At 71.3% G+C, this 24,673-nt stretch carries 27 protein-coding genes, 1 tRNA gene and 2 pseudogenes; 12 read left to right on the top strand and 18 right to left on the bottom strand.

Annotation, left to right across the window (positions count from 1 at the left end):
- Positions 1-1,010 (bottom strand): annotated as a pseudogene (locus CR470_RS19930) (ATP-dependent helicase); the annotation flags it as partial.
- 257 nt (positions 1,011-1,267) lie between these two features.
- Here CR470_RS19930 and CR470_RS19925 point away from each other — a divergent pair.
- Together CR470_RS19925 and CR470_RS19920 are read left to right on the top strand one after the other, a co-directional pair.
- Positions 1,268-2,338 carry a fatty acid desaturase family protein gene (locus CR470_RS19925; RefSeq protein WP_097868929.1) on the top strand — a complete coding sequence of 357 codons (1,071 nt, stop codon included), beginning with the start codon at positions 1,268-1,270 and terminating at the stop codon, positions 2,336-2,338.
- An 80-nt stretch (positions 2,339-2,418) separates the two neighbouring features.
- On the top strand, positions 2,419-2,601 hold the full coding sequence (locus CR470_RS19920; RefSeq protein ID WP_097868928.1) for a hypothetical protein: 183 nt from the start codon (positions 2,419-2,421) through the stop codon (positions 2,599-2,601).
- Positions 2,602-2,612: 11 nt separating this feature from the next.
- Here the strand turns inward: CR470_RS19920 and CR470_RS19915 are convergent, their stop codons facing one another.
- Entirely contained in the window at positions 2,613-3,473 is an 861-nt protein-coding gene (locus tag CR470_RS19915; RefSeq protein WP_097868927.1) for a hypothetical protein, read from the bottom strand.
- Positions 3,474-3,676: 203 nt separating this feature from the next.
- On the opposite strand from CR470_RS19915, the gene CR470_RS19910 reads away from it, so the two are divergent.
- Complete coding sequence (locus CR470_RS19910; protein WP_097868926.1) at positions 3,677-4,582, top strand: oxygenase MpaB family protein; 906 nt, start codon at positions 3,677-3,679, stop codon at positions 4,580-4,582.
- A gap of 78 nt (positions 4,583-4,660) precedes the next feature.
- Here the strand turns inward: CR470_RS19910 and CR470_RS19905 are convergent, their stop codons facing one another.
- Positions 4,661-5,263, bottom strand: coding sequence for a class I SAM-dependent methyltransferase (locus CR470_RS19905; protein WP_097868925.1), 603 nt, complete (start codon positions 5,261-5,263; stop codon positions 4,661-4,663).
- Between the two features lie 83 nt (positions 5,264-5,346).
- On the opposite strand from CR470_RS19905, the pseudogene CR470_RS40635 reads away from it, so the two are divergent.
- Positions 5,347-5,466: pseudogene (locus CR470_RS40635) on the top strand (ATP-binding protein); the annotation flags it as partial.
- A 26-nt stretch (positions 5,467-5,492) separates the two neighbouring features.
- Here the strand turns inward: CR470_RS40635 and CR470_RS19895 are convergent.
- Positions 5,493-5,921, bottom strand: a complete 429-nt coding sequence (locus CR470_RS19895) for a PPOX class F420-dependent oxidoreductase (RefSeq protein ID WP_097868924.1) — start codon at positions 5,919-5,921, stop codon at positions 5,493-5,495.
- Between the two features lie 140 nt (positions 5,922-6,061).
- Here CR470_RS19895 and CR470_RS19890 point away from each other — a divergent pair, with 140 nt between their 5' ends.
- The 3 genes from CR470_RS19890 (at position 6,062) to CR470_RS19880 (ending at position 8,219) form a co-directional block, all read left to right on the top strand.
- Positions 6,062-6,475, top strand: a complete 414-nt coding sequence (locus tag CR470_RS19890; RefSeq protein WP_097868923.1) for a roadblock/LC7 domain-containing protein — start codon at positions 6,062-6,064, stop codon at positions 6,473-6,475.
- A gap of 109 nt (positions 6,476-6,584) precedes the next feature.
- The gene (locus CR470_RS19885; RefSeq protein WP_097868922.1) at positions 6,585-7,691 is read left to right on the top strand and encodes a DUF6397 family protein; all 1,107 of its coding nucleotides are present in this window, start codon (positions 6,585-6,587) and stop codon (positions 7,689-7,691) included.
- 39 nt (positions 7,692-7,730) lie between these two features.
- Positions 7,731-8,219 (top strand): GNAT family N-acetyltransferase, encoded by a 489-nt coding sequence (locus CR470_RS19880; RefSeq protein WP_097868921.1) that lies wholly within the window; start codon positions 7,731-7,733, stop codon positions 8,217-8,219.
- A gap of 54 nt (positions 8,220-8,273) precedes the next feature.
- Here CR470_RS19880 and CR470_RS19875 read toward each other — a convergent pair whose 3' ends face one another.
- Positions 8,274-8,972, bottom strand: coding sequence for a histidine phosphatase family protein (locus CR470_RS19875; protein ID WP_097868920.1), 699 nt, complete (start codon positions 8,970-8,972; stop codon positions 8,274-8,276).
- A gap of 274 nt (positions 8,973-9,246) precedes the next feature.
- On the bottom strand, positions 9,247-11,376 hold the full coding sequence (locus tag CR470_RS19870) for a SpoIIE family protein phosphatase (RefSeq protein WP_097868919.1): 2,130 nt from the start codon (positions 11,374-11,376) through the stop codon (positions 9,247-9,249).
- Between the two features lie 288 nt (positions 11,377-11,664).
- Here CR470_RS19870 and CR470_RS19865 point away from each other — a divergent pair, with 288 nt between their 5' ends.
- A complete protein-coding gene (locus CR470_RS19865; protein ID WP_097868918.1) occupies positions 11,665-12,768 on the top strand; it encodes an enoyl-CoA hydratase/isomerase family protein in 1,104 nt (367 codons plus the stop codon).
- A gap of 30 nt (positions 12,769-12,798) precedes the next feature.
- Here the strand turns inward: CR470_RS19865 and CR470_RS19860 are convergent, their stop codons facing one another.
- The 4 genes from CR470_RS19860 to CR470_RS19845 all read right to left on the bottom strand — a co-directional run bounded on the left by CR470_RS19860 (position 12,799) and on the right by CR470_RS19845 (position 14,884).
- A complete protein-coding gene (locus CR470_RS19860; protein WP_097868917.1) occupies positions 12,799-13,026 on the bottom strand; it encodes a hypothetical protein in 228 nt (75 codons plus the stop codon).
- Positions 13,027-13,091: 65 nt separating this feature from the next.
- Positions 13,092-13,586 carry a hypothetical protein gene (locus CR470_RS19855; protein ID WP_097868916.1) on the bottom strand — a complete coding sequence of 165 codons (495 nt, stop codon included), beginning with the start codon at positions 13,584-13,586 and terminating at the stop codon, positions 13,092-13,094.
- A gap of 95 nt (positions 13,587-13,681) precedes the next feature.
- Positions 13,682-14,200 (bottom strand): SRPBCC family protein, encoded by a 519-nt coding sequence (locus tag CR470_RS19850; RefSeq protein WP_097868915.1) that lies wholly within the window; start codon positions 14,198-14,200, stop codon positions 13,682-13,684.
- Positions 14,201-14,407: 207 nt separating this feature from the next.
- The gene (locus tag CR470_RS19845) at positions 14,408-14,884 is read right to left on the bottom strand and encodes a hypothetical protein (protein ID WP_257138836.1); all 477 of its coding nucleotides are present in this window, start codon (positions 14,882-14,884) and stop codon (positions 14,408-14,410) included.
- A 70-nt stretch (positions 14,885-14,954) separates the two neighbouring features.
- Between CR470_RS19845 and CR470_RS19840 the strand changes: the two genes are divergently transcribed.
- Positions 14,955-15,233: an Asp23/Gls24 family envelope stress response protein gene (locus tag CR470_RS19840; RefSeq protein WP_257138835.1), complete on the top strand. Its 279-nt coding sequence runs from the start codon at positions 14,955-14,957 to the stop codon at positions 15,231-15,233.
- Between the two features lie 88 nt (positions 15,234-15,321).
- Here CR470_RS19840 and CR470_RS19835 read toward each other — a convergent pair whose 3' ends face one another.
- Entirely contained in the window at positions 15,322-16,047 is a 726-nt protein-coding gene (locus CR470_RS19835; protein ID WP_257138834.1) for an NADPH-dependent F420 reductase, read from the bottom strand.
- Positions 16,048-16,340: 293 nt separating this feature from the next.
- On the opposite strand from CR470_RS19835, the gene ctaD reads away from it, so the two are divergent.
- Together ctaD and CR470_RS19825 are read left to right on the top strand one after the other, a co-directional pair.
- Positions 16,341-18,014, top strand: a complete 1,674-nt coding sequence (gene ctaD, locus CR470_RS19830; RefSeq protein ID WP_097868930.1) for an aa3-type cytochrome oxidase subunit I — start codon at positions 16,341-16,343, stop codon at positions 18,012-18,014.
- Positions 18,015-18,056: 42 nt separating this feature from the next.
- Positions 18,057-18,398 carry a hypothetical protein gene (locus CR470_RS19825; RefSeq protein WP_097868913.1) on the top strand — a complete coding sequence of 114 codons (342 nt, stop codon included), beginning with the start codon at positions 18,057-18,059 and terminating at the stop codon, positions 18,396-18,398.
- A gap of 85 nt (positions 18,399-18,483) precedes the next feature.
- Here the strand turns inward: CR470_RS19825 and CR470_RS19820 are convergent, their stop codons facing one another.
- From CR470_RS19820 to CR470_RS19795, 6 genes are all read right to left on the bottom strand, one after another.
- Positions 18,484-18,861 (bottom strand): VOC family protein, encoded by a 378-nt coding sequence (locus CR470_RS19820; RefSeq protein ID WP_097868912.1) that lies wholly within the window; start codon positions 18,859-18,861, stop codon positions 18,484-18,486.
- Between the two features lie 155 nt (positions 18,862-19,016).
- On the bottom strand, positions 19,017-20,624 hold the full coding sequence (locus CR470_RS19815) for a sigma-70 family RNA polymerase sigma factor (protein ID WP_097868911.1): 1,608 nt from the start codon (positions 20,622-20,624) through the stop codon (positions 19,017-19,019).
- A 277-nt stretch (positions 20,625-20,901) separates the two neighbouring features.
- The gene (locus CR470_RS19810; RefSeq protein ID WP_097868910.1) at positions 20,902-21,096 is read right to left on the bottom strand and encodes an antitoxin; all 195 of its coding nucleotides are present in this window, start codon (positions 21,094-21,096) and stop codon (positions 20,902-20,904) included.
- A 312-nt stretch (positions 21,097-21,408) separates the two neighbouring features.
- A complete protein-coding gene (locus CR470_RS19805; protein ID WP_179892319.1) occupies positions 21,409-22,434 on the bottom strand; it encodes an MASE1 domain-containing protein in 1,026 nt (341 codons plus the stop codon).
- Positions 22,435-22,497: 63 nt separating this feature from the next.
- On the bottom strand, positions 22,498-23,331 hold the full coding sequence (locus CR470_RS19800) for a PP2C family protein-serine/threonine phosphatase (protein ID WP_097868908.1): 834 nt from the start codon (positions 23,329-23,331) through the stop codon (positions 22,498-22,500).
- Between the two features lie 99 nt (positions 23,332-23,430).
- Positions 23,431-24,051 carry a DinB family protein gene (locus CR470_RS19795; protein ID WP_097868907.1) on the bottom strand — a complete coding sequence of 207 codons (621 nt, stop codon included), beginning with the start codon at positions 24,049-24,051 and terminating at the stop codon, positions 23,431-23,433.
- Positions 24,052-24,206: 155 nt separating this feature from the next.
- Here CR470_RS19795 and CR470_RS19790 point away from each other — a divergent pair, with 155 nt between their 5' ends.
- Complete coding sequence (locus CR470_RS19790) at positions 24,207-24,476, top strand: hypothetical protein (RefSeq protein WP_003964175.1); 270 nt, start codon at positions 24,207-24,209, stop codon at positions 24,474-24,476.
- An 18-nt stretch (positions 24,477-24,494) separates the two neighbouring features.
- Here CR470_RS19790 and CR470_RS19785 read toward each other — a convergent pair.
- A tRNA-Trp gene (locus CR470_RS19785) sits at positions 24,495-24,567 on the bottom strand.
- Positions 24,568-24,673: the final 106 nt, after the last annotated feature.

Below are 24,673 nucleotides of genomic sequence, written 5' to 3'. Positions count from 1 at the left end.
GCGTCCATCCGGGCCCGCGGCCCGAACGCGGCGGCGGTCCGCGAATCGCCCGCCCACACCTCGGCCGCGTCGGCGACCAGGGAGGGATCGCTCACACTGTGGATCTGCAGGACGGCACGGAACGACGGCGTGGCCAGGTCCGGACCGGACCCCGGCCCCATCGCTTCCGGGGCGGTCCCGGGGCCGGCCTCCGTGCCGCTCCGCGGCGAGGTCACGCCCGCGACCTCGATACGCAACGAGAGCCGTACGCCCGCGTCGTGACCGGCCGCCACATCGGCCGCCCAGGCGCGCCCCTCGGGCAGGTGCTGCGGCTGTTGGGCGGCGAACGCGGGCCCGGCGGCCGCGAACCCGGCGGCCGGTGTACGGGGCATCGCGTCGGCCACGGCGTCGAGGAACGCACGCAGCAGGCGCTCCGGTTCGGGCAGTAGGGTTTCGCCCCCGGCGCCGTCCGTCGCGTACCGCTTCCTGGCTCCGGCCGACCGGCCCGCACCGCCCGGCCGGCCCGCTCCGCCCGGCCCGCCGGGTTCGTCCGGCTGTTCGTCGACCTCGTCCGGAACGGGGGTCGCGTGGGCGGTCGGTGGCATCGACGCCGCCAGTTCCCGAATCCGTTCGAGGTCGTCGGCGCTCAACGGCCCGATCCGCCAGGCGTCGTGGTCGGTGCCGCTCAGCCCCGGCAGCAGGAGGCCGCGGGCGACGAACTGGAGAGCGAGAAGCGCGGCGCCGCCCCAGAAGGCGGTGGCGGGTGAGACACCCGCGACGGCGCGTGCCCGGGTCAGGACCGGCAGGGCGTCCCGCACGGGGAGGTACCGCGCCGTGACCGTACGGGGTCGCAGGTCGGTTCCGACGACGGTCAGTTCCGACGAAGTCCCGGGAGTGTCGGAAGGGGTGCTACCGTCCGGATTCCAGAACGCGATCCTGCCGGTACGGGCTGGATCCGCGGGGACGAAGACCACTGAGCAGCGGGACAGTTCGGCGATCTCGGAGGGCGTTGCCGCAGGGTGCCTGTGCACAGCGATGTCAGATTCCTCAAATTTGACTAGTGGGCGGAGTCGCCGAGGGTACTCCACTTCGGGCGACGGCGGGCCGTCAAGCTATGTGGTGTGCGTCACTCCTCTTCTTTCCCCGGTCCCGATGGTGCAGCCAGCCCCACCATCGGGACCGGGGGTCTGCCGCAGGGGAACCGGGGTGGTGGCGCCATGGCCCCCACCGACCCCCGGTCCGTACGTTCGATGAGGTCAGCGCATATGTTCCAGAGACCGGAGACGTCATGCCCCAGGCGACAGCCACTGTTGCGAATCCCGCCGACGAAAGCGGTCCGGACCGTCCGGCCGACGTCCGCGGGACGGCGGCCGGAAGCGACTTCGCGCCGCTGCTGCGCGCCGTGCGGGACCAGGGCCTGTTGGAGCGCCGCACGGACCGGTATGTACTCGGCATCGCCGCCAATCTGGCGGCCCTGGGCGCGGTGATCACCGGCTTCGTCCTGCTGGGCGACACCTGGTGGAGCCTGCTCCTCACCCTGCCCCTGGCGGTCCTGTGGACCCGTACGGCCTTCGTCGCCCACGACGCGGGACACGCGCAGATATCCGGCGACCGAAGGACGAGCAGGCTGATCGGTCTCGTACACGCCAATCTGCTCCTCGGTATGAACGAGGCGTGGTGGAACGACAAGCACGTACGTCACCACGCCAACCCGAACCACATCGACAAGGACCCCGATGTCGGTGTCGGCGCCCTGGTCTGGACCCAAAAGCAGGCTGCGCAGCGTGAGGGATTCGCCCGTTGGCTGACCAGGAACCAGGCCCGGCTGTTCTTCCCGATGCTGTTGCTCGAAGGCATAGCGCTGAAGATCTACGGATTTCAGTACCTGCGCCGTCAGCCTCTCCGGGAACGGGCCGTCTCGGGGCTGCTGCTGACCGCGCACTTCGCCTTCTACGCGATGCTGCTGCTCAGTACGCTGTCCCCGGGCAAGGCGATCGTCTTCGCCCTGGTGCTGCACGCGCTGTTCGGCCTTCACCTGGGCATGGCCTTCGCCCCGAACCACAAGGGGATGGAGATGCCCGACCCCGACGGCGAGCGCTGGGGCCACCTCCAGCGGCAGGTCCTGACCTCGCGCAACGTACGCGGTGCCGTCCTGACGGACTGGTTCCTCGGCGGGCTGAACTACCAGATCGAGCACCACCTCTTCCCGAGCATGCCCCGCCCCAACCTGCGCCTGGCCCAGCCGCTGGTCAAGGCGCACTGCTCCGGCATCGGCATGCCGTACGCGGAGACCGGACTGATCGAGTCCTACCGGCAGGCGCTGTCGCACATGCACGAGGTCGGCGAACCGCTGCGGTAGCGCTGCCGACGGGGAACGTACGGGCGCGCGGACGCGTTCACAGATCAGGAGCGGCGTCGGCCGCGAAGGAGGCGTGGACCATGTCGAATGGTGCGAAGGTCGCTGTCGCGGGAGTGCTCGCGGCTGCCATCCTGTGGCCCCTCATCGGATTCTGGTGGGCGCTGCTGATCGTGATCGGGGTTCCCGTGGCGGGCTATCTGCTGCTGGACCCGTCCCAGCGGCGCAGGCTCCGCAGGATCAACCGCAAGGAGATCGGTCGCTGAGCACGAGGGCGTCACGCGGGGTGGGCGGCCAACCCGTCCAGGGCCGCGAGGAGGCCGGGCAGCGCTGCTCCACGGCCGACGGGAATGACCGTGCCCGGCTCCTCGTCCAGCAGAAACAGAGCGATGTCGTCGGTCCGGGCCACCATCGACCACCCCGGGCCGTCGACGCGGAGAGTGCGCGCGTCGGCCGAGGCGTACGAGGAACGGATTCGCCCGGGCGGCGGTGGGGCTTTCGTATAGGCGGTCGCCTCCGACAGGGCCCTGCGTACACCGGGGTGCCGGGGGAACGTTGAAGGGGCACTCTCGGGCGTGCCCTCGGCGCCGTTCTCCGGCTCGCCCCCGATACCTGGCCGCGAGAACTGCGCGTCGTCGAGCTGCTCGCGCCACACCGACCACTGCGCCGCGATCTCGTCCGCCCCGAGCCGCCGCTGAGCCGGGCCCCAGCCCTCCGCGTCGGGAGGGGACAGCGGTGCCGGGCCCTCCTCGTCCGTCTCCGGATCGTGCGGATCCGGCAGGCCGGGTGCGGAGACGGCCAGGTCCATCGGCCAGCCCGGCAGCGCGCACACCATGGAGCGCTCGTCGGGGGAGAGGTCGTGCTCCATACCGCAGTCCCAGGCGGCGATGGCGACGGCCACCTGGGAGGCGTCCTCGACGACCACGGTCCACCGAGCGCCCTCGTTGTCCTGCCCGAGGACGAGCCCGTAGCCCTCCTCGTACGGTTCGAGCGCGAGAGAGCCGCACGCGGCCACGTAATCGTCCCCCAGCACGCTGGGAAACCGCGCGGGCGTCAGCAGCATCGCCGTCAGCACCAGCAGCGCGTCGTCGGCGACAGCGTCGTCCGCACCGGCCACGGGGTCCTCCCCATCGCTCATCGCCCGCCTCCTCATCCCTCGGTCCTGCGTCCCTCGGTCCGTCGGCGCACCCTAACTACTCGGTAACCCCCTCGTCGAGGCCCTGACGAGCAGGAGCGAATCCGAGCTGTGCCCACCTTGTTCGGGTGCGGGGAAGCCGAAGGAACGGGGCGCGGGGGAGGCCTCCGCGTAGGATTGGACGTCCGGCCGAACGAGGGGACAGCGTGGTGAAGCGGTACGACCGGCTGAAAGAGATTCAGCGACTGGACCCCGAGCGGGACTTCCTGGAGATCTACCGTCTCACCGTCACCCACGAGTTCCCCTGGGACATCACCCGCGCCCTGGAACTGGCCCTCTACCGCACCTATGCCGTGCCCAGCATCGGTCGACTCCTCGACGAGACGGCAGAGCTGACGGACCGCTCCCAGAAGCGCTACGACGACACCGCCCTGCTGCTCGACACGGTGGTGGAGCACGGGTTCGACTCCGACGACGGCCGCACAGCCGTCCGCCAGATCAACCGGATGCACCGCAGTTACGACATCAGCAACGACGACATGCGCTACGTCCTGTGCACGTTCGTCGTCACCCCGAAGCGCTGGCTAGACAGTTTCGGCTGGCGGCGCCTGTGCTGCCACGAGCTGGGCGCCTTCGCCGCCTATTACCGCACACTCGGCGCCCGCATGGGCATCAAGGACGTTCCGGAGACCTACGAAGACTTCGAGCGCACCCTCGACGCCTATGAGCACGAGCATTTCGGCTGGGACGAGGGAGCCCGCCGGGTATCCGACGCCACCCTGGCACTGATGGCGTCCTGGTACCCGGCGCCCCTTGCCCCGCTGGTGCGCGGCGCCAGCCTCGCGCTCCTGGACGACTCGTTGCTGAGGGCGTTCCGCTACCGCCGCCCGGGGCCGGTGGCCCGCGGCGTGACCAGGGGAGCACTGCGGCTCCGGGCTCGTGCCGTCCGGCTCCTGCCGCCCCGGCGGACTCCCCACTACGCGCGCCAGAACCCCGAGATCAAGGGATATCCGAACGGGTACGAGATCGCGGAGCTCGGTACGTTCCCCACGCCGGGCGTCCGTGGCTGCCCGGTTCCCGGCCGCCGGCCGTCGCAGGCACCCGCCGAATGACGCGACGGCCCCGACCGTCCATGCGCCGGGGCCCCACGGCTCGGACATTCCTGTACGGCGGAGTGCCCGGCCTCGGCCTCAGGCCTGCCTGACGGCGAGGGCGAGGAAGCGGTCGTCCTCGTCGGTGTAGGACTCCAGCCGCCACCCCGAACCGGCCAGCAGCGCGCGCAGCCTGGGCTCGGCCCGCAGGTCGTCGTCGGTGACGGTGCGCCCCTGGCGTGCGGCGAGGGCGGCCCGGCCGATCGGGTGGAACAGAGCCAGGGCCCCGCCCGGCCGGACCACGCGGGCGAGTTCCGCCATATCGGCCTCGGGGCAGACCAGATGCGAGATCAATCCCGCTCCGAACACGGCGTCCAGGACTCCGTCACGCAGCGGCAGCCGCGCGACATCGGCACGGACGAGTGTCCCGCTCTCCCCCCGTCCCGCCCGCATCGCCGCCTCCAGCATGGCCGGGGTCAGGTCGGCCCCCAGTACCGTGCCCTCCGGACCGACCGCGGCCCGCAGGGCGGGCAGCGCGCGCCCCGTCCCACAGCCCGCGTCGAGCACGGCATCGCCGGGACACAGCCCGAGCAGTCCGGCCGCGGCAGTGTAGGCGGGGCCGTCGTCGGGGAACCGGCTGTCCCAGCCGGCCGCACGCGGGGTGAAGAAGTCCAGGACGTGATGGGTGTGGTCGTCGGCCATGGAGACATGATCGCGCAACCGGCGCGGGGCGTGCCATCACCGGAACCGGAGCCCTCCGTTCAGGGATCGCCGCCGTAGTCCGGGGCACGCCGGTCGTGCTGTGTCACGCCCGTGACCGGGCATCCGGAAAAGAAGTCCTGATCCGTACGGTCGAGTACGCCGGGAGCACGCACACCGCCGGGCTCCTCGCCTCCGTCCGCTGACGGCCCGGGCATCGCGGCACCGTCCGTCAGCCGACCATGTCGGCCATCGCGACCACTTTGTCGATCCGCACCCGCACGACCAGCTCGCCGGGCACGCCGTTGCGCCGGCCGAACTCCTCGGCGGCGTCGGCCTCCACGTAGCGGTGGGCGATCAGCGTCGCCCACCGCAGGAGTTCCCCGGGGTCCTCGCTCAGCTCGGCATGCCCCTGCACCACCGCGAACGCGTACGGAGGCCTGTCGTCGTCGACGCAGAGGGCGACCCGTCCGTCGCGTGCGAGGTTGCGTCCCTTCACGCTCTCCTTGCCGGTGTTGAAGACCACCGAGTCGCCGTCGAGAAGGAACCAGACGGGTGCGATGTGCGGGCTGCCGTCGGCCCGTACCGTCGAGATTTTCGCCGTACGCGTGCCCTTCGAGAGGAAGGCCCGCCATTCTTCTTCGGTCATGTGGTGTGCCATGGGCCCATACTGAGCCGGAGCCCCGCATGGCGCGAAGCGGCGCCCCGAGGAGTGAGGGGCGCTTGCCCCCACGAGGTCGTTGCGCAAGGCTTGCGCGCGTAGCGGGGCACGGGGAACGAGGGTACGGGGAGGACGAGCACATGCCGCTTGACCGGGGACTTGACTGGCTCCTTGACGATCTCACCAGCAGGGTGCAATTCATACGGCACGCGTTGGTGCTGTCGAACGACGGACTGGTCACCGGGGCCAGCACCGGGCTCGCCCGCGAGGACGCGGAGCACCTGGCGGCGGTCTCCTCCGGTCTGCAGAGTCTGGCGCGCGGCTCGGGGCGCCACTTCCGGGCGGGCCGGGCCCGCCAGACCATGGTCGAGTTCGATGAGGCGCTGCTCTTCGTGACGGCCGCGGGTGACGGCAGCTGCCTGTGCGTGCTGACCGCCGCCGAAGCCGATGTCGGCCAGGTCGCCTACGAGATGACCCTGCTCGTCAACCGGGTCGGCGAACACCTCGGAGTGGCCGTTCGCCAAGGTGGGCCCGATGACATCGGGCCCTTCTGACCTGCACTACTCGTCGCCCACGGAGAGTTATCCACAGGGGTGACGGATGATGGCTCCCTCGGGCTACCGTGATCACGGAGAGTATTCGATCCGACGGGGGAGGACAGTCATGACGGTCAAGGAAGCACTCCGAGCGCACGCCGGGACCCAGGGTGCGCACGCCGGGACCCGGGTCGCGCGGGCCGAGGGCGCGAGGGCACGCGCCGACGCTCATGCCGGGGGTGTCCCAAAGGGGGAGTGCGAGGTCGGGCACACCTCGTCCGCCGCTCCGGCGGCGACGGTCGCGGCCGGGCGCGCGGCCCAGGAGCTGGGTATCCGGCGTGCGGAGTTCGAGCTCGCGGTGCACCTGGGGCTGATCGCTGTCGCCGGCGCACCGGGCGGTGGGCGGCCACGGGTGCACGAGGAGGAGATCGCGCGCCTGCGCGAGCAGCCGGGCTTTCCCGATGGTCTGGCGGAGCGGGTACGCACTGTCGGAACAGCGGAAGGGGCGGCTCTGCTGGGCATCGCTCCGGCACGGTTCACCCGGCTTGCTCGGGCAGGCTGCGTCTCCCCGGTCACGTTCTATCTGAACCGGTATCGCGCGGTGGTCTGGCTCTACCTCGCGGACGAGCTCGCCGCCTTCGCGGCCCGGGAACCCGAGCTGCTTGCGGGGCGTACGCCTTCGGGGATGCGCACGCTGCTCGAGTCGGGCACCGACTGGCGGCCGCGCAACTGGCGCTCGCAACGCATCGACCGGCTGCTGAACCGCACGGGGGACCCCTGGGCGCGAACGGCGGTCCAGGCCTCGGCACTGGACCCGGTGCAGCTCGCGGAAGTGGTGGACGACCCCTACGAGCGCGCCTATCTCGTGCGGGTCCGGCCGGAGCCGGTCTTCGGACGTCCGGGGTCCATGGCGGCGAGGGAAGCCATGGGGGAGCTGATGCTGGCCGACGACCCCGACGAAATCCTCTGGCGGCGGGTCAACCTGACTCTGGAACTGGACAGGGCGCGCGAGGACCGGTCGGCCCCGCGCCCCGGGGACGACAGAGGAACCCGAGCGGCGCCGGCAGTCCGGCCGGCTGCCGCAACCCGTACCGGGACCGCGATGCCGGTATCCGCCGCCGATCCGGCTCCGTCCTCCGCCTGTGCCGGGGCGTCACGCTCCGCTGTGGCGGGCGCGCAGACCGGGAAGAGGCTGCTCGCCAGGTTGGGGTGGCGTGGGCGGGGCGCCGGATAAGTTTTCGCGCTGATCGTTCGGATGGGTCATCCTTTCCGCATGCTGATCAGGGAAGCAACCTCCGAGGACTGGCCCGCCATCTGGCCGTTTTTCCATTCGATCGTCTCCGCGGGCGAGACGCTCACCTATCCGCTCGATCTCGGTGAGGAGGACGCCGAGGGGTGGTGGTTCGTCGCAGCGCCGAGCCGAGTGGTCGTTGCCGTGGACGATGCCGGGACCGTGCTCGGCACGGCGAAGATGAACCGCAACCACATGGGCAACGGGTCGCACATAGCCAGCGCCACGTACATGGTCGACCCCGCTCGCTCGGGCCGGGGAGTGGGGCGCGCGCTGTGCACGTACTCGGTCGACTGGGCTCGCGCCGAAGGGTATCGGGCCATGCAGTTCAACGCGGTGGTCGAGACCAACACTCACGCCGTCAAGCTGTACCGCTCGATCGGCTTCGACGTGATCGGAACCCTTCCGGAGGGCTTCAACCACCCGACCGAGGGCTATGTGGGGCTTCACATCATGCACAAGGCCCTGTGATGGCAGGGCGTCTTCACCGCGCCGCGTTCCCATCGGCGGGAGCGAGCGCGGCGATCAGGCGAAGGGGTCCGCTGCCGGCCCCAGATCCCGGCCCGGCAGTGTGCGGCCCGCCGGGCCACCGTCCGCCGCGCCGCTCGCGGTGACCGCCGGGACGACCGTCCCGGCCCAGGAGAGAGCCGTCCATCCCGAGTCCGGAGAGCCCTCGACCACCACCACGCCCGTGTTGTCCAGGCCGTGTTCGGCGGCGAACCCGACCGTGACGTTCCGTGCGCGGGCGGCTGTCCACACACGGATTGCGGCACCATGACTGACGAGTGCCACGGTCCCGGGCGCGCCGACCTCCGCCGCCTCGGCCACCACGGCGTCGAAGCGGGCCAGCGCCTCCGTCCCGCTCTCGCCCCCGGGCATCCGGCGGGCGATGTCCCCGGCGGACCAGGCGAAGGCGGTCGTCAGGTACTGCCGCACCGCGTCCTCATCGGCCCGCATCTCCAGGTCGCCGGCCGACAGTTCGCGGATCCCGTCACGGATCCGGACCTCGATGCCGCGCTCTGCGGCGAGGGGTGCGGCCGTGAGTTGCGTACGGGTCAGGGTGGAGGCGTACAAGGCGGCGATGCCCTCCCCGACGAGGGCCCCGGGGAGGGCGGCCGCCTGCCGCAGGCCCAGGTCGGTGAGCCCGGGGCCGGGCCGCGCGGTGTCCAGGAAGTGGCCGACGTTGGACGGTGTCTGTCCGTGACGGATCAGCAGCAATCGCATAGAACGGGTCCTGCTCCAGGCTCAGGCGCGCAGGCGGCGACGGATGGATGCGCAGACCACCCTCTCATCCGGTCGCACCGGAGAACAGCACGACGTGAGGCCCGCTCGCACGGCCGGAAGTGGCGCGGGGGACCCGTGGCCTGCTGTCGTCGGTCCGACCTGATACGTCATCTGCGTCGGTCCGGGCGCGGCTCACACCTCTCCCTGGGCCGTGACCAGCTCCCGAGGCGTGTGCCGCATCACCGCGGCGATGCGGCACACGCCTGTTCGTCCGTCACCGTTCCGCGACCGGCGGCGGTGTGGTGGCCGGCGGGGGAGCGGGGCCGATCTCGCACCAGACGGCCTTGCCCTCGCCTCTCGGCTCGATCCCCCAGCGCGTGGCGACCGCGTCGAGCAGCAGCAGTCCCCGGCCGGAGGTGGACGTCTCGCCCGGCGTACGCCGACGGGGCCAGGCGCTGGACCGGTCCTGGACCGACAGCCGGATCCGCCGCACCGGTTCGGGCAGCACCTCCAGTGTCAGGACCGCCCCACCCTCGGTGTGCAGGAGCACGTTCACCAACAACTCGCCCGTGACGAGCTCGGCATCGTCGGCGAACTCGGCCATGTCCCAGTCTGCGAGGGCCTGGCGCACGGTCGCGCGGGCGTCCGAGAGCCCTTCCGGGTCCGCCTGGTGGATGTACTGGTGCAGCCGCGGCGCGTGCGACGACCCCACGTCGGGGCTTCGGCGCAGGACGAGGAGCGCCACATCGTCCCCCGACCCCCACCGTTCCCACAGCCGTTCCGACAGGTGATCGGCCAGCGCCTCGGCTCCGGCGGGCCCGGCGCTCACCTCGTTGCGCAGCGCGTCGATCCCGGTATCGAGGTCGGCTCCGGGCTCCTCCACCAGCCCGTCCGTGTACAGGACGAATGTCTCACCGGGCACCAGGTCCAGCCGGGTCTCCGGGTACTCCTCGTCCTGGAGGTCCGTGGAGGTTCCCAGCGGCAGGCCGCCGCGCACCTGCGGGCTGCCGACCCGCCCGTCGAGGTGGCGGATCAACGGGCCGAGGTGTCCGGCCCGTACCACCTGCACCGATCCGGACGCAAGGTCGACCTGGGCGTACGTACAGGTGGCGAAGCGCTCGGTGTCCAGTTCGGCGAGGAAACGGGAGGCCCGTGCCAGCACGGTGGCCGGCGGGTGCCCTTCGGCGGCGTACGCGCGCAGGGCGATACGCAACTGGCCCATGATCGCGGCCGCGTGGGTGTCGTGCCCCTGGACGTCCCCCACGACCAGCCCGTAACGGTTCTTGGGCAGGGTGATCACGTCGTACCAGTCACCACCGACCTGTCGTCCGCTCCACGCCGCGTGGTACCGGACCGCGATCTCGCCGCCCTCGACCTCCTGTATCCGGGGCGGGAGCATCGCGGACTGGAGCTGGGTGGCGAACTCCCGCTCCTCGTCGAAGAGCATCGCCCGTTGCAGGGACTGGGCCACGATGGCGGCGAGGCCCAAACACAGAATGCGCTCGTCCGCGTTGAAGACCGTGCGCTCGCGGTAGAAGAGCGCCAGACCACCGAGCGACCGGGCCTGGGCCACCAGGGGAAGGTACGCCGCCGCCCGGAACCTCAGCCTCCCGAGATGCGGCTCCAGTTCCGGGTAGCGACGGGCGAGCGCGGAGAGGGAGGTGATGAACCGGGGGCGTCCGCTGCGGATGGTGTCCGCGAGGGGGAGGTTGCGGTCGAGGTCGCCGGAGCCGAGCCCGTCGAGCACCTCGAGCGACTCGCCGCTCAGCGCGACGATGCTCAGCGCGGAATTCTCCACAAGCCCCAGGGCGAGACCGTCAGCCCCGAGCCGGGCGAGCCCGCCGGGTCCGGTGAGGGCGGCCGTCACGTCGTCCACGGTCACCGCGCGGGACATGGCACTCGTTGTCCGTTCAACGATATTGGTCTGGCGCTGCCGTCGCTTTTCCAGATCGAGAACGAAGGCCGAATGGGTGACCTCCGCCGTCGCGTCGCGGACGACCCCCACGATCCGGTGGGCCATCCCGTCCTTCGATCGCAGGATGCGGGCCTGGACATGGGTCCACTGCGTGGTCCCGTCGTCCAGCGGCACACGGAAGTGGACGCTGTAGGAATTGCTGCCCCCGGTGATGGCCTCGTCGATCGTCACGTCGAGTCGAGCCCGTTCCGCCGGTTCCAGGTGCTCCAGCAGTGCCCCCGGGCGTGCGTCGAACGTCGCCGGATCCACGCCGAACACCATGAGCCCGGCCTCGTCGATGTGCAGGGTCCGGGTGTCCAGGTCCCAGTCGAAACTGCCGGTCCGATTCATGGCGAGGCGTTCCGTCGGCCGGATCTCACCGTTGGACTTCCGGTCGATCCGGCGGAGCGGAGGGGCTTCGGCGTCCTGCCGCCGTTCGTCGTCGGTCATTCCAGCTCCGGAGGTCGTCCGGCGGGGCCGCACGTCGGCGGACCCCGTAGGCCTCAATTGTCGAGCCGCATCCAGCGGAGTGCCACAGCGGCTCGCCCGCGATCCCTTACGCCCGCGCCGCCTCACGCTCCCGCGTGCCTGCTCCCGTATGCACGGGCTCCCGGGTCCGCCCCTCCACGGGCCGCCCCTCCCGGCGCCGATCCGGGGGCGCGGAGTGGCGGCCGAGGGCCTTCCGCGATCATGGAGGGCGTCCCACGTGTCCACGAGCCCAGCGAGCGGAGCGCACGCATGAACGACGACCAGCCCGTCCTGCTGGAGAAGAGGGGCACATGCCTGCGCCTCACGCTGAACCGCCCCCGGGCGCTCAATGCCCTCAGCCACACCATGGTGAGGCTTCTCGACGAGGCCCTGTCCCTCGCCGAGCAGGACGAATCGATCGCATCCGTACTGCTGTCCGGGGCCGGCGACCGGGGCCTGTGCGCCGGTGGCGACATCCGCGCCCTGCACGACGACGCACGGGCCTCGGGACGTGCGTCCCTGGAGTTCTGGCGTGACGAGTACCGCCTCAATGCCCGCATCGCACGCTTCCCCAAGCCGTACGTCGCACTGATGGACGGCATCGTGATGGGCGGAGGAGTCGGAGTGTCGGCACACTCCGGAATCCGTGTCGTCACCGAACGCTCACGCGTCGCGATGCCCGAGACCGCGATCGGCTTCGTGCCCGATGTCGGGGGCACTCGCCTGCTGGCCACCGCCCCCGGCGAACTGGGCACCCATCTGGCGCTCACGGGCCGCTCCGTCGGGGCGGCCGACGCCGTTCTCTGCGGTCTGGCCGATCACCACGTCCCTGCCCGCCTCCTGCCCGCCCTGACCGAGGCGCTGGGCGAGCCGGCAGGCCCGGGCACGTCGGCGGTGGGCATCGTCCAGCGCTTCGCCACGGAGCCGACGGCCGGCGAGCTCGCGGCGCAACGCGACTGGATCGACGGTTGCTACGCGGCGGACAGCGTGGAGGACATCCTCCGACACTTGCGCGAGAGCGGTGTTCCCGCTGCGGAGGCGGCTGCGGACGAACTCCTGACCAAGTCGCCGCTCGCGCTCAAGGTCACGCTCGCCGCAGTCCGCCGGGCAGCCCGGCTCGACAGCCTGGAGGCCGTTCTCGATCAGGAGTTCCGTGTCTCCAGCCGGGTGTTCGAACACCCCGACTTCGTGGAAGGCGTGCGAGCCCGGATCATCGACAAGGACAACGAACCGCAGTGGAAGCCGGGCTCCCTCGCCGGGGTCGACGACCAGGAGGTCGCCCGGTTCTTCGCACCGCTCGGCCCCGGCGAACAGGAGCTCGGACTCGCTCCGGGGCCTGCACACGACCCCGTCAACGAGGGGCAGGCCGAGTAGGGCGGGCCGGCGCGTGCCCCTCTGCTGCGCCTAACTGTCGCTGCCGGAGAGGCTCGGCTGGAGTGCCCGTACGAGAGCGAAGAGCCGGGCCTCGTTGCCCGTCAGCCCCGCGCTGCGCAGGGCATGGTCGGCCTCCCTCATCGGAGAGGTGAGCAGCGGCAGGTAGACCGGTGCGTCGTCGGGGTCCGCGAGCGCTGCCCGGGTGGCTTCCAGCAGGCGGACGTACGCCTGCGCCGCGGCGAGCTCGTCGTTGTCCATCTCAGCGTCTCCTCCTCAGAGCTGTCGGACCGTCAAGCATCCCCCATGGGTCTGACAACGCCGCCTCAGGCCCGGCCGTGCCCTCCGGACAACCCGCTCGGCGGTTCCACCTCCAGGTAGCGTCGCCTGCGGGGACCCCGATAGAGCAGCACCGTCCAGCCCAGTTCCCGCAAGGCCGAAGCGCAGCCGGCCAGTGCTTCCTCCTCGTCGTGAGCGGCGCCACTGCCGGGCGGCCCGGTCCACTCGACCCGTACCGAACCTGCCGACTCCCCGTCGCTCACCCGGTACCCGGCCGATACGCGGCGTCCCGACGGGTCCACGGCCGAAGGCGTGGCCCCCGACCTCTCCAGCGCCAACGCGACCGCCCTGACCGGGCGGTTCAGTTCCCACGGAGCCGGCGCGGCCACGGGGTCGGGCCGCCCGGCACCGGTGAGCCGGCGGATCTGCAGCAGCCCTTCGAACGCGGTCCGCACCGAAGCGGCTCGTGCCGCCGGGGGCTGGGCGGCCGGTGGGCCGTCACCGGTCGCAGGCTCGAATCCGCTGTTCTCTTCGATGCCCATGCGCCCCCCTTGCGTTCCGTGCCGTGTCGTGCCCAGTGTGCACCGGCGACCAGGACACCGGGCGGCCCTGCACCGATCTTCAGTGCGACCTCCGCTCAGCTTTCGGTGCCCCGGACGTCCGCCTCCAGGGCCGCCTTGAGACGCTTCAGCGTCGTACGGATGTTGCCGCTCTGGAACTGCGCGAAGGTCTTCCCGCCCGTCGCGACGCGGTCGAAGGCATGGGCGAGGAAGTCAGGCCAGCGACGCCGGTCGTCGGTCCACGTCTCGGTGACCCGGGTCGCGCCGTCCACCTCTTCGAAACGGTAGTCCCATGTGGCGATCGGACCCGGCAGCAGAGGGCGCCGCAGACCGATCGCGTGTACCCGGAAGGCGAAGCGCTCGCCGGGGTCGGCCGCCGTCACCGTGCACCGTGTCGTCCAGCGTGCCGCACCGCGCTTGTTCCGGCCCTCGAAGACCATGCCGACGTACGCACCAGGCTGATCGCCGTGCACGGTCGCACCACGGTTCTCGGGGCTCCAACGCCCCATAGCCGTGGGGTCGCTGAGCTGTTCGTAGACCTGCGCCGGGGTGGCGGCGACAAGGATGCTGTCTGCTACGGACATGATGCGGGGCATGGGGCTACTCCCTTGTCCACGGCCGTCGACGGACCACGCCCAGGTGCCGTACGGGCCGTGGGCCGACATCCCGGACCCCATACCTTACTCGTGAGTAGATTCTATGGTGAGGCAGGCAGCTGGAGGAGGCCCGGAGCGCAGGGCACGCACATCCGTTGGCGGCGGCCGGAAGACCGTGGCGCGATTCAGCACCCGGGCCGTGGCGGTTCAACGCGTCCGCCGCTCCCGTCGGCTCGTGACCCGGACCCGCACGTCGGCCGACAGGCTCCGTAGGCCGCCGCTGTCACGGGCCTCGGCGATGATCCCGGCCACGGACCGGACGACCTGCGCCGGCCGTGCCTCGGGCTCCACAACCACGGTCACCACCGCCCGCAGCGGCCGGCCCACCAGGCGCACGCGGGCACGCGTCACGTCGTCGGACGCCGCCACCTGCGTCGTCATCGCCCGTTCCCACACACGTCTGCGCAACACCGGCCCGGTCTGCGGCAGCACCACCCACCGGGGCCTGCCTGACAGTGCCTGACGGGTCAACCACCACACCAGCAGCGCCAGAACGAGGGCGAGTCCGGCGATCAGTGCAGGGCTCCACCAGCCCTCCTCCTGGAACCGTGCCGACAGTCCGCGGTCCAGCAACACTCCGTCCGCCGTGGGCGCCGGCCACCAGTGCGGGACGCGGTCCACCATCGGGATCCACGTCGAACCGTCGCCCACGGCCAGCCGGCCGGCAGGGGCTGCCGCCGAAGCTGCTCGCGGCGTGCCGGGCGTCGCGTTCCTGCGCCCCGGGGTGGCGGACCCGCTACGCACCCGGATCGCCGAGCGCACCTCGCGCCGCGCCCCGCTGACCGGGAACGGGACGCCGGGAGTGCGGGTCGGCGGGGGCGGGGGCGGCGGCTGGCGCATCGACATTCGGTTCGTCCTGTGCCGCGGTCACCGGGCGCTGGATGTGACCCGGGCCGTCCAGGCCGCGGTCGTCGCCGCGCTGCCCGAGGAGCCGGTGGTCTCGGTGCGGATCACCGTGACGGGGGTGATCTGAAGGCGGCTGACGCTCCGGCCGGGCGGGGCCCCGTTTCCCTCCCGGCCGGAGTGGTCGCCCGGTCGTCCCTCCCGCGTGACGCCCGGTGTCAGGCGCGCCACTCCGCCGTGCGCTCCGGCGACGCTTCCGAGAGGGCCTTCACGATGGCGTCGACGTCGCCCTGGCTGCCGTACACGGGAGTACCGGGCTGCTGGCGCCACGAATCGTCCAGGCCGCCGCTGTCGACTGTGTCGAAGCCCAGCGCGTCGATGAGGTCGCGGACCGCTTGCTTGGCCGCCGGGTCGTCGCCGGCCACCGGGAGAGCCTGCCGGCCCGGGGTGTTCTGCGGACGGCCCCGGTCCAGGATGTCCTGGGCGTACGTGCCGTTGAACGCCTTGATCACGGGGTGGCCGATCTGTCGCTCCGTCCACCTGCTTTCGGGCAGCCCGTCCTCGATGGCGGCGATGCGGCCGTCGCGCTGCTGCGGGTAGTAGTTGCCCGTGTCGATGACCACGGCTCCCTCCGCCGCACCGTCGAGGAATCCGGCGGGCAGATCGGGCACGGCCTTCAGGGGCACGGTGACGACGACCACCTGGGCGCCCCGTGCGGCCTCCGAAGCGGCCACCGGTTTCGCCCCGGTCTCTTCGGCGAGGGCGGTGAGTGTGTGGGGGCCGCGGGAGTTGGCGACCGCGACCTCGTGCCCGAGGGCGGTCAGACGGCGCGTCAGGTTGCCACCGATGTTGCCCGCGCCGATGATGCCGATCTTCATGGATCCGACCTTCCGAAGCTTGCCGAGTGGAGAGGAGCGAGGAGAGGAGTGGTTCTGTCGGTTCACCAACTCCGCGACCGGAGAGGCTATTCCGTTGTCACGAAGGAATATCCGATCGGCTCCCTGACGTTGACACCCGCTTTCGGTTGCGTCGGCCGAGGCCGGAGCGTTCGCTGTAGGCCATTTGAGTGTCCTTGTCGGCCGCTCGCCCCGGACGGGGAAGGATGTCCCACCGCACCGATCGCCGTGGGTCCATTCTGGTCGCCGAGTCCATACGGGCCGTCGACCGAAGGAGCGTCGTAGTGACGACGAGGGGCATCTCGCAACCGGTGGAGACCGATACCGCCGACCAGGACGAAATGCCGGTACGGCGCGGCGAACCCGGCAACGTGGTCATCAAATGGATGACCACCACGGACCACAAGACGATCGGCACGCTCTATCTCGTCACCTCCTTCGCGTTCTTCTGCGTGGGAGGGCTCCTGGCGCTGGTGATGCGGGCCGAGCTGGCCCGGCCCGGTATTCAGCTGATCTCCAACGAGCAGTTCAACCAGGCGTTCACGATGCACGGCACGATCATGCTGCTGATGTTCGCGACGCCGCTGTTCGCCGGATTCGCGAACTGGATCATGCCGCTGCAGATCGGCGCGCCCGACGTGGCGTTCCCGCGGCTGAACATGCTCGCGTACTGGCTGTACCTCTTCGGCTCGCTCATCGCGGTGGCCGGCTTTCTCACCCCGCAGGGCGCCGCGGACTTCGGCTGGTTCGCCTACGCCCCGCTCAACGACGCGGTGCGCTCGCCGGGCATCGGCGCCGACATGTGGATCATGGGCCTCGCGTTCTCCGGCTTCGGCACGATCCTCGGCTCGGTCAACTTCATCACCACGATCATCTGCATGCGCGCACCCGGCATGACGATGTTCCGCATGCCGATCTTCGTCTGGAACGTCCTGCTGACCGGTGTCCTGGTCCTGCTGGCGTTCCCGGTCCTCGCGGCGGCCCTGCTGGCGCTGGAGGCCGACCGCAAGTTCGGCGCGCACGTCTTCGACGCGGCCAACGGCGGCGCCCTGCTGTGGCAGCACTTGTTCTGGTTCTTCGGCCACCCGGAGGTCTACATCATCGCCCTGCCGTTCTTCGGCATCGTCACCGAGATCTTCCCGGTCTTCAGCCGCAAACCGGTCTTCGGCTATATCGGCCTGGTCGCGGCCACCATCGCCATCGCAGGCCTGTCCGCGACCGTGTGGGCGCACCACATGTTCGTCACGGGCGGGGTGCTGCTGCCGTTCTTCTCGTTCATGACATTCCTCATCGCCGTGCCGACCGGCGTGAAGTTCTTCAACTGGATCGGCACGATGTGGAAGGGATCCCTTTCCCTGGAGACTCCGATGCTCTGGGCCGTCGGGTTTCTGGTCACCTTCCTGTTCGGCGGTCTGACCGGGATCATCCTCGCCTCACCGCCCCTGGACTTCCATGTCTCCGACTCGTATTTCGTCGTCGCCCATTTCCACTACGTGGTATTCGGCACCGTGGTGTTCGCGATGTTCGCCGGATTCCACTTCTGGTGGCCGAAGTTCACTGGGAAGATGCTGGACGAACGGCTCGGGAAGATGACGTTCTGGACACTGTTCGTGGGATTCCACGGCACGTTCCTGGTGCAGCACTGGCTCGGCGCGGAGGGCATGCCGCGTCGGTACGCGGACTATCTCGACGCCGACGGCTTCACCGCGCTGAACACGATCTCCACTGTTTCCTCCTTCCTTCTCGGCCTGTCGATGCTGCCGTTCTTCTACAACATCTGGAAGACCGCGAAGTACGGCAGGAAGATCGAGGTCGACGACCCGTGGGGCTACGGCCGTTCGCTGGAGTGGGCGACTTCCTGCCCGCCGCCGCGGCACAACTTCGTCACCTTGCCGCGGATCCGTTCCGAATCCCCGGCGTTCGACCTGCACCACCCGGCGCTCCGTTCGCTGGAAGAAGCCACCAACCGTCCCCAGAACTCCACGATCGTCGCGCCGGGGGACAAGCACGAGTGAACGCGGTCCCGGCCATGACGGTGCGACGGAGAGGAGGACGGGGTGAAACCCGACAAGGACTGCGCCCGGGGCCTGGCGCAGCTGGAGGGCTTTCTGCTGTGGAACGCCGAGGTCGAGCGGGCGCGACGACAGGCACGCCGATTCACCGACCGGTTGCCCTGGTTGACCACGGCGCAGCGTGAAGACGTCGAGCGGGTGTTCATCGCCGAACGCGTTGCCGCTTCCCGGGAGTCGCTCACCCGCGTCCGCGACCGCGCGGACGAACTGCGTGAGGAGTACACCGGGCGCTACGCCCGGCTCCGGGCCCGCTGCGTCGCCGTCTCGGCCGGCGCGGTGGGCGCGGCGATCTGCCTCGGGACGGCGCTGGCGTTGGTCCTGCGCTGACACCCCGCGAGGGCCGGCGGATCCGGTGCGGCCGGTCGACGGCCGCACCGGACGGCCCCGGGGCGCGCGAGCGGTGCCGGAACGGTCAGCGCTTTACCAGGCAGAAGGGGTGCCCGGCGGGATCGGCGTACACGCGCCAGCCGCGCTCTTCGTCTCCGGCGTCGAGCAGGGATGCCCCGCGTGCCAGAACCTCGTCGTGTGCCCGCTCCTGATCGGTGACGCCGAAGTCCAGGTGGAACTGCTGGGGCGGGTCCTGGCCGGGCCAGCGAGGCGGCCGGTGGTCGGCCACCCGCTGAAAGGCGAGGACGAGCCCGCCGGGCGTGTGCAGCGTGGACCAGTCCGCGTCGGACTCCCACCGCCGGTCGGTGCGGTCGACCTCGCCCCCGAGCAACGACCCGTAGAAGCCGGCCAGGGCCCTCGGGTCCGGGCAGTCCAGGACCACGCACTCCAGTTCAGCGATCATGGCCGCATCCTAGGGCCCCAGACGCCGCCGGCAGGCGGCAGTCTGATCGACAGGTCCTATGAGGGGCGTCCCGCCGATCCTGGCCGGGTCCACGTCGCCCGGTGCGGCACCCGGGGATCGCGGACCCGGGCTTCCGGGTGCCGCCCCGCGTGGTCTCAGCGGGCCCCGAACACCTGCGTCCACACCGGACCGCCGCCGGAGTCCTGCTTCCCCACGCCGATCTCCTTGAAGGAGCAGTTGAGGATGTTCGCGCGGTGCCCCGGACTGTCCATCCAGGACTGCATCACCTCAGCCGGGGTCCGCTGTCCTTTCGCGATGTTCTCGCCGTAGGTGGACCACTGATAGCCGGCGGCGGTGATCCGGTCGCCAGGGTTCCTGCCGTCCTGCGAGGTGTGCGAGAAGTAGTTTCTGGCCTCCATGTCGGCGGAGTGCCGTTGCGCGGCCGTGTTGAGCTGATCGTTGACGGTCACCGGTCCGCAGCCCTCCTTGGCCCGCTCCGCGTTGACCAACTCGGTGACCTGGTCGGCTGTGCCCGCCGAGGCGGCCGGTGCGGGCGCGGGCGGTTCCGGCTTCGGGGCCGGGGCCGGGGCGGCGGTGGTGGGCGCGGGCGGTGGCGGGGTGTCCTTCTCCGGCTTCGCCCTGGGCGTACGCGAAGGGCTCGGCGACAGGGCGGCGCTGGGCGACACGGACGCGGAGGGCGGTGGAGAGGAGGACGACATCGGTGAGGGCGACGTGGGCGCCTGGGCGCGGGGGACCGGAGTGTCGGCGGTGACGGTCGTCGCGTCCCGGTCGTCGCCGTCGGTGTAGAGGTGCACCGCGGCGCCGCCCGTGCCGAGCGCGGCGACCGCGACCACAGCGGCGACGGCGGAGTTACGACGGCGCCGCCGGGACTGCACCCGTCTGCGCTCCGCGCGACCCGCTCCGGCGCCGTGCGAGCCCGGGCCGGGCGCCTGGAGGTGCGCAGCGGTGGTGAGCAGTTCGGGAGCGGCCCCCGCCCCCGCCGCGGCCACCGGGACCAGTGCGAGACCCACCAGCAGCCCTTCGGCGGGCACGAGCCCCGAGCGGAGTCCCGCGCACACCGTGCATGCGCGGGCATGGCGGGCCAGCCGCTTGCGCCACAGGGCGGAGGGGACGCCGTCCCAGCCGACGGCGGTGTCCTCCAGCAACACGCACGGTGGTTCGGCCGCCAGCGCGCCCACCACGACCCTCGCCGCCTCCAGCTGGGCCTTCATCCGCTGCACCCGTACGGCGGTGTGCTGCGGGGAGAGTCCGAGAGCCGCGGCGACCTCTGCGCGGGACAGGTGCCCGGCGGCCTCCAGCCACCACAGCGACAGCAGGGCGCGGTCGTCCTCGTCCAGCCAGCGCGTCGCCTCCGCGACCTGGCGACGCTGGCCGGTCAGGCCCAGTTCCAGGATCGTCGCCTCGACGAAGTCCGCCCGGGGATCCGGCAGGTCGTACGCGGCGTCCAGCCGGTCCGCCGCTGTCGCACCCGACTGCCTCGCACGCCAGTGCGCGCGTATCTCGTTCATGGCTATCGCCACCAGCCAGGAACGGAAGCGCAACGGGTCGCGCAGTTCGGGCAGTCCCCGGAGCATGCGCAGCACCGTCTCCTGCACCACGTCGTCCACGTCCGCGTGACCGTCCAGCGCACGTCCGACCACGTTGTACAGCAGCGGCAGGTACGCCGAGACGAGCTGGTCCTTGGCCTGCTGATCGCCGCTCTGCGCCGCCGCGATCAAGACCGTCGGGTGATCCTTGCCCATGCTGTGCTCACTCTTCCGGGGTCCGGTGCTGTCACTTCCCACACTCGGGAGACGGGGTGCGGGCTGGGCGATAACAACAATCCGGCGGGCAACCCCGGAAACCTTCGCCCGCCGCCCTCCGCCACAGGGCCCGGCGGGCCAGGCGGTGGCGGTGCGCGCGGCGGGTCGGACGTACTCCGCGCACCGGTCCGTGCCACGGAGCACTCTCCGTGCCACGGACCGGTGCGCGGGACGAACGGCAGCCGGACGGCGACCGTCCGGTCACCGGCGGGGCGGCTCAGGCTCGGGGCGGCCCGTCCTGGTCGCGGTCCGTCCCGAACTGCTGCCTGAGCTTGTCCTGGGCGGTGTCGACGTGACCCTTGTGCTTGCCCTTCGTACGGTCGTCGACCATGTCGCCGGCCTTGTCGATGCCCTTGCCGACATGTTCCTCGTGACCCTTGAGCATCTTCTTGATCTTGTCCAGTGCGGACATGCGTCCTCCTCGTCGACTCTGCGCCCCCACCTCAAGGGTCACCGCACCGAGCTCCGCGCGCATCCCCGCCGGGGACGACGAGGACGCCGACAGGTGGGACGGAGGAGGGTGGGACGTGTGAAGCCGCGCCGAGTGGGCACATACCGGTTGACCAGGAGGAGGTGGTGGCAATGGGCCGCATCCGAGTCGTCGTCCGTCGTCCCCCGCCCCCTTCGGGGCCCCCGCCACTGGATCTGCGCACCCCGTCCGGCCGCCCCCTGCCGTACTGACCGTCGGCGCCCCGGCCGTTCGAGGTGACGGTGCGCCTGCGTGCTATCGGTGATCCGGGTGGGGACCGCCGTCGAGCGGTCCGTGCCGCCGCGGTCTGCCCTCGTACCGCGCCGCGGCCGGCCCCGACCGCGGCGCCAGCCGTTCCACCAGGGCCTCCAGCTCCTCGACGGCGTATTCCGTCTCGCGGCGGATGTTCTTGTGCTCCGCGACGACGGCCCCGAGCAGCAGCGCGGTGAGCGCGACGCTTCCGTTGAGCAGCGAGAGATTGGCCATGACCTCCATCAGGCTGTGCCCCGCGAACGGCCCCAGTCCATCCGTACCGGCGATGATGGCGAGCACCGAGACGACCAGGGCGCACGGAGCGCTGCCGGGCAGCTGGAAGCGCAGGGCCGCCCAGATGATCACCGGGAACACCAGATAGATCATCGACAGCGAGCTGCGCGTGGCGATCAACGACGACACGACCACGACAACCGCGAGGACCGACGCCTCCAGCCACCGGTCGGACGGGCGGGGCCACCGCACCCCCCGCAGGACCAGCAGCACGGGGGCGACCACCAGGACCCCCATCGCGTCCCCCGCCCACCAGGACGACCAGACCAGCCAGAATCGTCCCGGCGGAGCCTTGCCGTCGAGCAGCAGCGTGAAACTCCCGATGGTGGCGCTGATCAGCATCCCCGCGAACGCACCGAGGAAGACCAGGCAGACCCCGTCCCGCAGCCGGACCAGCTCGCTGCGGAAGCCAACCCTCCGCAACAGGGCGTACGAGGCGAGCGGGGCGACCGTGTTGCCGAACATGATGGCCAGACTGCTCACGGTGAACGCGCTGCCGGTCTCGAGGACGGTGAGCAGCGCGCCCAGCGCGATGCCCGGCCAGACGCGGACGCCCAGGCACAGCAGCGCGGCCAGGGCGATGCCGGTGGGTGGCCACAGAGGCGTGACGACCGCGCCGTCCACGACGACCTGACGCATCAGCCCGAGACGCCCCGACAGGTAGTAGGCGCCGGCCACGCCCAGGATCTGCGCCACGTACACGGCCCGACGTCTGGCTTCCTCGGTGCGGATCACACCACTCATCAGACACCGACCGCGACGGGACTCGGCAGGTGACACGCGCGGTAGGGTCCGGCGTCACCGCGGCCCGCGGCGGGCGGCGGCATGCCGCAGGACCAGTACGGCGGCATCGTCCTCGTGCCCCGTCACCTCCGTCGCGCGCAGGACTTCGTCGGCCAGCTGCGCCGCGCTCGCCCCGACGTGCGAGGCGACCAGTCGCCGTACTCGCTCCAGGCCGTCCTCGATCAGCAGGGACGGCCCCTCGACGACCCCGTCGGTGAGCAGCACGATCGCCCCGTCGGAGTCGAGGGTGCGCCGGGTGACGGGATAGCCCTCGCCGGGCGCGATGCCCAGCGGCATGCCGCCCGGGTCCTCCGTGACGCCGGACCGGCCCTCCGTGGTGGCCCACACGCATGCCACGTGCCCGGCCCGCGCGCTGTGCAGCTCCCAGGTCGTCGGGTCCAGACGCATGAAGGTGCAGGTGGCGAAGAGGCCCGAGTCCACGGATACCAGCAGATCGTTCGTCCGGCCCAGGACCTCGCCCGGATCGGACGCCGTGCCCGCGATGGCCCGCATCGCGATACGGACCTGTCCCATGAAGGCGGCGGCCTCGACATCATGACCCTGTACGTCGCCGATGGCGAAGCCGAGGGTCCCGTCCGCGAGCGGGAAACCGTCGTACCAGTCGCCGCCGATGTCCAGGCCGTGGCGGGCGGGCGCGTAGCGTGCCGCGGACTGGAGACCGGGGAGCGTGGGCAGGGCCGCCGGAAGCATGTCGCGCTGGAGTGCCTGGGCGAGTTCCACCCTGGCCTGGTGGAACTCCACCTCGCGCCGAGCGCGGGCGGTGAGGTTCTGCAAGGTGTTGAGCAGGTCTTCGGCGCTAGCTGAGCGGGGAGTCCGACGCCGGTTCATGTGCCGCTCCGCGGTGCGTTATGTCCCTGAATCATAGGGCGGGTGACCCCGAGCGGCGACCGCGGGCGCATTCGCGTGCCCGCCGGCCCGGGGCGCCGCTCAGGACGGCCGGGCGCGATACAGATCGCGGAGCAGGGCGATTTCGGCACCGTGGTGCAGCACCTCCTGGTTGACCCACCAGACGACGTCGACGAAGAGGTCCTCGGCGTCGCTGCCGTTCGGATAGGTGCTGTACCCGACGGTGTCCAGGGCCGCGTCGTCGGCGGTGAGCAGGGCTTCGCGCCAGGCCGCGGACGCGGTCTCGAAGGCGGCCACCGCTCCGGCGGCGTCCCCCGGAGTCCGGTAGCCGTCGCGCGTGAGCGCCCTGCCGCCATGGGTGTGGTCGGCTCGGAGGGCGAGCATTTCGGCAAGATGACTCAGACGCCACGCGATGGTGGTGAACGGCGGGGGGAACGGATGCGGGGAGTCCGCCGAGTCCCGCCCCCAGTCCCCGGATCCCGCCAGGACGGTCGCCCGCGGCCCGGGGCCGTCGCCGCGACGGCGTACGGACCAGCAGTCGGGCACGGGTTCCCAGAGGAGTTCGTCGTCGCCGAGCGGGGTGACGCCGATGTCTGTGCCGTTGCCGCTGTCCATGACGGGGCCGGCCAGGCGGGCGAGGAGCCGCTCGCAGGCGAAGTCGTACTGCTCCAGCAGCGGAATCAGGCGGGGTGGAAGGGTCATCGGAGGAGCGTGTCACGGCCGACGGGCGGGCGCGAGCCCATGTCCGGCGCCCGCGGCCATCCGGCCAGCGTCCGGCGGCCGTCCGGCCATCCGGACGCTGGCCGGATGGACCCTCGTACCGAGCCGTTGTCAGTGCCCGGTGGGATGCTGCCCGCATGGACGAGCTGATGAGGCAGCGACGGGTGTACGGCACCGACCACGACGACCCCCGCCCCGGGCCGAGACCGGGGCACGACTACCGGGAGTTGGTCGGCGGGCCGCTCGACGGGTTGCTGCTGGATGTCACCGGTTGGGGCGAGGCGGATCTGCGCGACGGCGTCGGGCTGGTCACCGAGATCGGCGCCTACGGGCCCGGAGGACGTGCCGAGTACGGGCCGCGGTCGCCGGACAGCCACCAATGGGACTGGCGCGGCGACGTGCGGTGAGAGACCCGGTGGCGAGGGCAGGGGCGGCAGGAATCGAACCTGCGGCATACGGTTTTGGAGACCGCCGCTCTGGCCGCTGAGCTACGCCCCTTGGTTACGGGTGAAGCCTGGCACGCGCGCGCCCGGACACCAACAGATTTACGTGGGCGCGACGTTGGACCCCGGCAGGTGGAACGGCCCCACGCTCGGCCGGGGGC

Source organism: Streptomyces sp. rh34, assembly GCF_002551245.1.
Taxonomy (GTDB): domain Bacteria; phylum Actinomycetota; class Actinomycetes; order Streptomycetales; family Streptomycetaceae; genus Streptomyces.
Note: the sequence above shows the minus strand (reverse complement) of the source record. Positions and strands in the feature narration are given on the sequence as shown.

What these genes read in the sequence shown, in the direction of transcription:
- CR470_RS19865 (WP_097868918.1), top strand. Translation starts at nt 11,665, where the DNA reads ATGAACGACGACCAGCCCGTCCTGCTGGAGAAGAGGGGCACATGCCTG.
- CR470_RS19895 (WP_097868924.1), bottom strand. Translation starts at nt 5,921, where the DNA reads ATGGCACACCACATGACCGAAGAAGAATGGCGGGCCTTCCTCTCGAAG.
- CR470_RS19905 (WP_097868925.1), bottom strand. Translation starts at nt 5,263, where the DNA reads ATGGCCGACGACCACACCCATCACGTCCTGGACTTCTTCACCCCGCGT.
- CR470_RS19860 (WP_097868917.1), bottom strand. Translation starts at nt 13,026, where the DNA reads ATGGACAACGACGAGCTCGCCGCGGCGCAGGCGTACGTCCGCCTGCTG.
- CR470_RS19915 (WP_097868927.1), bottom strand. Translation starts at nt 3,473, where the DNA reads ATGAGCGATGGGGAGGACCCCGTGGCCGGTGCGGACGACGCTGTCGCC.
- CR470_RS19815 (WP_097868911.1), bottom strand. Translation starts at nt 20,624, where the DNA reads ATGGGCAAGGATCACCCGACGGTCTTGATCGCGGCGGCGCAGAGCGGC.
- ctaD (WP_097868930.1), top strand. Translation starts at nt 16,341, where the DNA reads ATGCCGGTACGGCGCGGCGAACCCGGCAACGTGGTCATCAAATGGATG.
- CR470_RS19890 (WP_097868923.1), top strand. Translation starts at nt 6,062, where the DNA reads ATGCCGCTTGACCGGGGACTTGACTGGCTCCTTGACGATCTCACCAGC.
- CR470_RS19870 (WP_097868919.1), bottom strand. Translation starts at nt 11,376, where the DNA reads ATGACCGACGACGAACGGCGGCAGGACGCCGAAGCCCCTCCGCTCCGC.
- CR470_RS19790 (WP_003964175.1), top strand. Translation starts at nt 24,207, where the DNA reads ATGGACGAGCTGATGAGGCAGCGACGGGTGTACGGCACCGACCACGAC.
- CR470_RS19880 (WP_097868921.1), top strand. Translation starts at nt 7,731, where the DNA reads ATGCTGATCAGGGAAGCAACCTCCGAGGACTGGCCCGCCATCTGGCCG.
- CR470_RS19820 (WP_097868912.1), bottom strand. Translation starts at nt 18,861, where the DNA reads ATGATCGCTGAACTGGAGTGCGTGGTCCTGGACTGCCCGGACCCGAGG.
- CR470_RS19920 (WP_097868928.1), top strand. Translation starts at nt 2,419, where the DNA reads ATGTCGAATGGTGCGAAGGTCGCTGTCGCGGGAGTGCTCGCGGCTGCC.
- CR470_RS19885 (WP_097868922.1), top strand. Translation starts at nt 6,585, where the DNA reads ATGACGGTCAAGGAAGCACTCCGAGCGCACGCCGGGACCCAGGGTGCG.
- CR470_RS19925 (WP_097868929.1), top strand. Translation starts at nt 1,268, where the DNA reads ATGCCCCAGGCGACAGCCACTGTTGCGAATCCCGCCGACGAAAGCGGT.
- CR470_RS19795 (WP_097868907.1), bottom strand. Translation starts at nt 24,051, where the DNA reads ATGACCCTTCCACCCCGCCTGATTCCGCTGCTGGAGCAGTACGACTTC.
- CR470_RS19875 (WP_097868920.1), bottom strand. Translation starts at nt 8,972, where the DNA reads ATGCGATTGCTGCTGATCCGTCACGGACAGACACCGTCCAACGTCGGC.
- CR470_RS19845 (WP_257138836.1), bottom strand. Translation starts at nt 14,884, where the DNA reads ATGGTGGACCGCGTCCCGCACTGGTGGCCGGCGCCCACGGCGGACGGA.
- CR470_RS19810 (WP_097868910.1), bottom strand. Translation starts at nt 21,096, where the DNA reads ATGTCCGCACTGGACAAGATCAAGAAGATGCTCAAGGGTCACGAGGAA.
- CR470_RS19855 (WP_097868916.1), bottom strand. Translation starts at nt 13,586, where the DNA reads ATGGGCATCGAAGAGAACAGCGGATTCGAGCCTGCGACCGGTGACGGC.
- CR470_RS19850 (WP_097868915.1), bottom strand. Translation starts at nt 14,200, where the DNA reads ATGCCCCGCATCATGTCCGTAGCAGACAGCATCCTTGTCGCCGCCACC.
- CR470_RS19800 (WP_097868908.1), bottom strand. Translation starts at nt 23,331, where the DNA reads ATGAACCGGCGTCGGACTCCCCGCTCAGCTAGCGCCGAAGACCTGCTC.